The 7,677-nt window shown below is 39.4% G+C and carries 4 protein-coding genes; 2 read left to right on the forward strand and 2 right to left on the reverse strand.

Features of this window, described 5'->3' with window-relative positions:
- Position 1: 1 nt before the first annotated feature.
- A complete protein-coding gene (gene ligA, locus VB836_RS27645) occupies positions 2 to 2,053 on the forward strand; it encodes an NAD-dependent DNA ligase LigA (RefSeq protein ID WP_323224389.1) in 2,052 nt (683 codons plus the stop codon).
- Between the two features lie 229 nt (positions 2,054 to 2,282).
- Here the strand turns inward: ligA and VB836_RS27650 are convergent, their stop codons facing one another.
- Together VB836_RS27650 and VB836_RS27655 are read right to left on the reverse strand one after the other, a co-directional pair.
- Positions 2,283 to 3,497, reverse strand: coding sequence for a 4Fe-4S binding protein (locus VB836_RS27650; RefSeq protein ID WP_323224391.1), 1,215 nt, complete (start codon positions 3,495 to 3,497; stop codon positions 2,283 to 2,285).
- A gap of 265 nt (positions 3,498 to 3,762) precedes the next feature.
- A complete protein-coding gene (locus tag VB836_RS27655) occupies positions 3,763 to 5,721 on the reverse strand; it encodes an alpha-amylase family glycosyl hydrolase (RefSeq protein ID WP_323224393.1) in 1,959 nt (652 codons plus the stop codon).
- A gap of 379 nt (positions 5,722 to 6,100) precedes the next feature.
- Here VB836_RS27655 and VB836_RS27660 point away from each other — a divergent pair, with 379 nt between their 5' ends.
- The gene (locus VB836_RS27660; protein ID WP_323224395.1) at positions 6,101 to 7,366 is read left to right on the forward strand and encodes a glycoside hydrolase family 10 protein; all 1,266 of its coding nucleotides are present in this window, start codon (positions 6,101 to 6,103) and stop codon (positions 7,364 to 7,366) included.
- The last annotated feature ends 311 nt before the right edge of the window (positions 7,367 to 7,677 follow it).

Here is a 7,677-nt window from a genome sequence, read left to right on the forward strand (position 1 = left end):
AGTGGAACAGCCAACAGTAGAAACTCAACAGCGTGTTCAACAGCTTAGGCATCAGCTACAACAAGCTAGCTATGCCTATTATGTTCTCGATGCACCGATCATCGAAGATGCAGTCTATGATCGGTTGTATCGAGAATTGCAACAGCTTGAAACAGACTATCCTCAGTTCATTACTCCCGATAGTCCGACGCAACGAGTGGGTGAAAAACCCGCCACACAATTTACATCCGTTCAACATAATATTCCTCTGTATAGTTTAGAAAATGCCTTTAATACAGAAGAGTTAAAAGCCTGGGAACAACGCTGGAAAAAAGTTAAAAATACTGAAGAAATCGAGATTAAAGATTCAGATCCTCTCTACATTTGTGAACTTAAAATCGATGGTTCTGCCCTGGCTTTAACCTACGAAAATGGCTTATTAATTCGAGGTGCAACGCGGGGAGATGGCGTAACAGGCGAAGAAATTACCCAGAATGTTAAAACAATTCGTTCTATTCCCTTGCGGTTAAAATTAGAAAATCCCCCGCCTATTGTAGAAGTTAGAGGCGAGGCGTTTTTATCCCTAAATATCTTTGCGAACATTAATAAAGAACGTCAACAAAACGGTGAAAGCCTATTCGCAAATCCTCGCAACGCCGCAGCCGGAACGTTAAGACAACTAGACTCAAAAATTGTTGCAAAAAGACAGTTAGATTTTTTTGCTTATACCCTACATTTACCAGACGAAACAGAATTGCAAACTCAACAAGATGCGTTAGAATTGCTGCAAGAAATGGGCTTTAAAGTCAATCCTAACCGTCAACTTTGCCCCTCATTAACGGAAGTTCAAACCTATTTTCAAGACTGGGATAGCCGACGCCAAAATTTACCCTACATGACGGATGGCGTTGTTGTTAAAATTAACCCATTAAACCTGCAAAAACAACTCGGTTTTACGCAAAAATTCCCCCGATGGGCGATCGCACTCAAATATCCCGCCGAAGAAGCCCCCACGCAAGTGAAAGCCGTTACCGTACAAGTGGGGCGCACAGGGGCTTTAACCCCCGTCGCTGAGTTAGAACCCATCCAACTCGCAGGAACTACCGTACAACGGGCGACACTACATAATAGCGATCGCATCGCGGAATTGGATCTGCATATTGGCGATACTGTTATTGTTAGAAAAGCCGGAGAAATCATCCCCGAAGTGGTGCGTATCCTGCCAGAATTACGCCCTACAAACGCCCAAAGCTTCAAAATGCCCACCCACTGCCCGGACTGTGGTCAACCCGTTGTCAAGCCCCAAAACGAGGCGGTAACACGCTGTATTAACACCTCTTGTCCGGCAATTTTACGGGGTTCTTTGATTCATTGGTGTAGTCGAGATGCGTTGGATATTAACGGCGTTGGGGATAAATTAGTTCAGCAGTTTGTTGAACAAAAATTGGTTGATTCTGTTGCAGATTTGTATGAATTAACTGTTGAAAAACTCACCCAACTTGAACGCATGGGCGAGAAATCAGCCACAAAAATTGTGAATGCAATTCAAACTTCAAAAACTAAACCTTGGGCGAGGGTATTATATGGGTTGGGAATTCGTCATGTAGGGAGTGTGAATGCAGAGTTATTAACTCAAAAATTCCCCAGTGTTGAACAGTTAGCAACAGCAACACCCGCCGATATTGAAGGGGTTTATGGGATTGGGGTAGAAATTGCCCAAGCCGTTTATCAATGGTTTAAAGTTCCTGCTAATCAAACGTTAATGGAACGGTTAAAACAACAGGGATTAAATTTAGCTTCTCAACCGTCTAAAACGGAGAGTTCATCCAAAAAAGATTTAACGTTATCCGGTAAAACCTTTGTTCTTACGGGAACGTTACCCAGTTTAAAACGAGATGAAGCCAAAACGTTAATTCAAAATGCAGGCGGAAAAGTTACGGGTTCAGTTAGTAAAAAAACGGATTATGTCGTTGTCGGAGAAGATGCAGGTTCTAAACTCACAAAAGCCGAAGAATTAGGAATTAAACAGTTATCCGAAGCCTCACTGTTAGAACTGTTAAATAATCCCCAGTAGGGACCTATGGCATATGCCCTTAAACAAATTAATATAATTTTGAGGGTTTAGAGCGTGAAAAAGTTTGATGATGCAAGTCTTGTCTCTTTAGAAGAGATGATATTATGTCCGGTTGATTAATTCTGTTATGGGGTGGGGCGGGTTTATCTCAATCTCTCAGTAGTGCTAAAGATATTGACTGAACCCGCCCCTACAGAATCATTATTGATTAGTCGGACATGATATGATACTATGAAGTAAATTTTGTTTGATCATTTTGTTTTTCACTCAAGTAGAGTTTTAGACTACGTTGCCAAGTTCTGCCGAGCCATAATGCACTGACTAGAATCACAATTTCCTCAATAAAACGGACTTCAACTTTAGATAGTATTCCCATGACAGGATAACTTCCAAATAGAAAGAAAAAGTTGAAAATAAAGAAAGTACAGAGAGCAAAAATTTGATTTTGAATTTGTTCTAAACTAAGTCTAGGATTCTGCTTAAGTTGATAGGTTATATAAACTTTTTCGAGTTTTCTTCCACAGAAGTAGCCTCCCCATGTAAACAAACCGAGTGTTAGAGGAACTGCAACTAACTTGGGAATTGGGCTAGGATTTCCAAAGAGATAAAATCCAGGAGCCATAACGGTTGCGATTTGATTGTTCTCATGTGTCCAAATCCCTGATAAATAGTAATTCCAGTTTCCCGCATAGAGATTGTAGTAGAAAAAGTAGCCAATCACTAAGCCCACATAGCCGTAGTAGAGAAATTTCCGGCTGGGTTGATTAATTCCTGACCAATAAGATTTTTCGGCATCAATATCAATACAAGGATGTTGACAACCAGTACAATTACTTTTTTCATCTTTTTTAGAGTTGCTAACTCGACACATTGATTGTGTAATTGTTTGCTTGCTGGTATGAGCCTCGCTCGTGAATAACCCTCTCGGTTCACCAAAAATTCTTTGAACGGGATACATCGGACAGAAGTATTGACACCAGGATTTGCCGTCATAGAGATAACCGACGAAAATTGCTGATGCAATGATGATTAAGCAAATTAAACCTAAAGCCCAAGGTTCTGCGTTAAAAAACAGAAGACGACCACACAAACCGACATAAAGTAAGCCAAATTGTAGATAGGAATGATTACGAGACAACCATGAGTTTTTAGGAACTCTCACAACCTCCTGATGTATTGCACCTGTTAGTGAGTTAATTTTTTGATGTTTTCGTTGTATTCCTAATGCTCTGGGAATTTGAGATATAAATGATAGAGGACAAATTCGCCGCCACAGTTCATGTCCAAAAACAAGCAGAATAAAAATTGCACTGGGAACCACAAAACCCCAGAAAATTGTTGTTCCTAAAGGATAGGGCTTTTGTTCCAAGCAAACTCCTTGCACTTGAATACAAGTTTCTATATTGAAGCTGAAAGGACTCCAAGGATGATTGGGAGCAGTCAATTGTGGTGAAATAGGATCATAAAATAATGAAAGAATCAGAACTAACCAGCTCAAAGTTAGAAACCACCGAATTAAGTGTATCTGTCGCTCAGAAATTTGATGGAACATTGCCAATTAACTCCATATTGATGATCATATCATTAATGAGCTGTAATTTATTCTCTCAGCTTTTTCTTTTAGACCTGATCTTCAGAAGCAGCACTTTTAGAACTGTTAAATAATCCCTAGTAGGGGCGTATGGCATACGCCCTTAAACTTTCAAACGTTAGGTTAAAGTCCAAATTCGTCCATAGTTACTGGGAATAGTTAAATCATGTTCTTCGTCTGGGAAAATGTTTGCTAAGTTTAAAATGGGATCATCTTTTCCATGTAGTTCTTCTTGAAAATTTCCGCTATAATTTGAGGGAAGCTGAAAGTTGGAAGCATCAGGAAGTTTGAATCGAATCGTTTGATCTTGATCCGTAAAATTCAGCGCAATGAGACTAACATCTTGATCCAGTTTCCGATAGAGAATCAAAACACCATGAGACTGGTAACGTTCATAATGATTGTCAAAATAGTAACTGTCGTCATTTAACGAACGAAACTGAGCTTTCTCACGGCGTAGTTTAATCAGTTTACGCACTAAACTGATCATTTTTTGACCAATTCTATCATAGAAATAATCCCAACGAACGGGCCGAAAAAGCACGACTCGAATTGAACCTTCTGGTGGAAGATAATAATTTTCGGCAAATTCTTGACCCTGCCACAGTAAAGGAATCCCTTTTGCTGTTAAAATACCCATGAGGTAGGGTTGAACTTTGAACCAGTGGTTATAGCGATCGCCTTCTTTTAAGAAATATTCACTCTGACAAGGTTCACAACCCCAGTTACAAATAAATCGGGGATGATCGTGGGTTTCGATGTATTGAAGGGCGGTTTTAGCTAGAGTATCATTCTGATTACTCACTTGATTCGGATAGCCGTATAAACTATAACTTAAGGCTAAACTGTGGAATAAATTTTCTTTACCAAGAGCCACTTGTTTAGAAGTATACAAGGTTTGATTTTGCCAAGTACAATTGCTGTAACTTTGCTGTAAAACGCCTTTGGGATCTTGTAACTGTTCAGCACATTGAATCAGGTTGATTGTATCATTATTAAAAAATCTCTGCCAGTTTTTCCAATTTGCACCTTTTTGTTGAACAATTTCAGCTTTACTTTTTACTTCTTGGTAAGTGTTATAGGTTAAATTAGCATAGCCTTTCCCTTCTGGCCCGTCCCAATATCCGGGAACAAAATCATACCGAAAACCATCAATATGATATTCTTCCAATAAATAACAGTTAACCGTAAAAAAGAAGTCTTGAATAAACTGATGATTAAAGTTTGTACATTCATCTATTTGCCCAAAACCATCTTCTGCAAAAGCTCCCATCAACACATTTTTATGTTTTAATTGTCTGTACAAATAGCAATAAGCAAAATGTTCATCTGTGTGGGAATAAACCATATCTAAAATTACAGCAATTCCTCTGAGATGAGCCTCATCAACCAACTTTTTCAAATGTTTGGGCTTACCAAAGCGCTCATCAACTCCAAAATAGCCAATCGGTTTATACCCCCAGTCTATGGTATTCACCACATTAGAAATCGGCATTAAATTAATACAATTAACTCCGAGATCTGCTAGATAATCCAATCGTTTAATTGTTTCTTTGAGATTGACACCAAACTCACTGATCATCAATTCATAGATGACTAAATCTTTTAAAGCTGGAGTTTTCCATTCTTTTTCTTCGTGTTTACTCCAGAGATAATCTTCTTGTCCCACCGTCACAGCCGATGCCTTTCCTCTGCCAAATTCTCGCGCAAACGGATCAATAATCCAATCAATTTCATCTTCTGAATTTTGCAGTTTCAAGCAATATCGATAAACATAACGTCCCGTTTTCCCCCAACTGGAATTTTTATGATATTTATCCTCGGGTTTGAGATGAACTTGACCTAACCAATAGTCTGGGGAGAGTGAATCATTTTTATAATCTAAGTGGCTGGGTTTTAATTCAAATTTATGGGGTTGAATGTCTTGTATAAACTGGTCATTTTCATGGATGATTTTGACAAAAACTTGATAATCTTTCTGAATAGAAATCTCGGGAATCAATAAGGAAAACTCTATCAAACAAGGATTTTTAGGGTCAATCCTCGCACCAAGCTTATCTAAGGGTAAACGTTCCATAGTATTAGAATTCCTCGGATTAGTTTTTGGGACAATTTATAAAATGAGCGTTTCAAGCCAACTTTAACAGAGATTATACAGGAATTGATAGTGTTCAACACAGCTAAATCCGTTACAAAAGACGATTGAATCTAAGTTGTAGCAGGTTCAGGGGATTAGCGGGATCGCCCCAAGAATTCCCAATCAGTGTAAGAGGGGTATAAGAGGGTTTAATTGTCCAATTTCAGCAAATTGATCACAAGTTTCTCAGCTAAAATACTCATTCTCCTGTAAACTGTCTTAAGATTCTCTTTAGCAAGTTAGAAAGGCTTGCTGAGAATTGTCAATCCTTGAGTAATACCCTCAATGGATTTGGGAAGCTCATTCACCATTGGATTCAATGAAATTGCGTTTAACCCCTAAAAGTTGGTGTCACATTCGCGTAAAACAGGCGATGGGATTTCTCAAATATCTTTCTTTGGTCATTTTGACATTGTTGATCACCGTTTCGGTGGCGAGTTTCAAGAGCGAAGCTGTTGTCAATCCTCAACCCTTCCAAGAAATTCGCGGCGTTTGGATGACTAGCAACGATACCGATATTCTGCGGGATCGTCCCCAATTACAAGAAGCAGTTAGCCAACTGGGACGGTTGAACTTCAACACGATTTATCCAGTTGTGTGGAATTCTGGCTACGCGCTTTATCCGAGTGCGATCGCCCAAGCCGCAGGGATTCAACCTTTTATCCGCAAAGGATTACAAGGACAGGATATTTTAGAGGAATTAGCAACAGTTGCTCATCAGCAAAACCTATTAGTAATTCCCTGGTTTGAGTTTGGATTTATGGCGCCTCCGACGTCGGAATTGGCGTTAAATCATCCTCATTGGTTGACTCAAAAACGGGATGGAAGTCAAACTTGGATGAGTGCCGCAGGTGAAGTCGTTTGGCTAAACCCATTTCATCCGGAAGTTCAGAAGTTAATCACCGATTTAGTTTTAGAAGTGATTACTCAATATAACGTCGATGGAATTCAGTTTGATGATCACCTCAGTTTACCCAATGAATTTGGCTACGATCGCTATACGATTTCGCTTTACAGACAACAAATGAATGCTGATCCGCCTTCAAATCCCCAAGATCCAGCCTGGATGCGTTGGCGAGCCAATCAAATCACACAATTTGTTAAAAAACTCAATAAAGCCATCAAAGAAAAACAGCCGAATGCGATTTTTTCGATTTCTCCGAATCCTCTTCATTTAGCCTACAATACATACCTACAAGATTGGGTGAGTTGGGTTCGACAAAATTTAGTAGATGAATTGATTGTACAGGTTTATCGTCCTGATATCAATAGTTTTATTTCGGAAATTATGCGGCCAGAAGTTCAAGAAGTTCGCAAAAAAATTCCGACTGGGGTGGGTATTCTCACAGGTTTAAGAAATCGACCTGTTCCGATGCGACAGATTCAGGCGAAGGTACAAGCGGCGCGTCAACAGGGTTTAGGGATGTCTTTCTTCTTTTTTGAAAGTCTCTGGGATGAGGCTCCTGAACCAATTCAAGAACGACAATCTTATTTTCAAGCGTTGTTTAATTTACCCGCAACTCGAACCTTAAGTTCAGCCGCTTCTGCGGTGACTTCTGAAGCTTCACCGCCTTCAAAAAACTAAATTAAGGAGAGAATAAAAACCACTAAGACACTAAGACACTAAGAGCGATCTTGGTGTCTTTTTTGTATTGATAGAAGAAACACCACAAAGACACTAAGACACAAAGGAAAGATTTTGTCATCTTTAATAAAAGATTACCCAGTTTATAGCATTTTTTCCGAATGGTGAGGTTAAAAAATTCTAATTTTTTGAAAGTCTCTGGGATGAGGCTCCTGAACCAATTCAAGAACGACAATCTTATTTTCAAGCGTTGTTTAATTTACCCGCAACTCGAACCTTAAGTTCAGCCGCTTCTGCGGTGACTTCTGAAG

This window comes from Limnoraphis robusta BA-68 BA1 (genome assembly GCF_034932365.1).
Lineage (GTDB): Bacteria > Cyanobacteriota > Cyanobacteriia > Cyanobacteriales > Microcoleaceae > Capilliphycus > Capilliphycus robustus.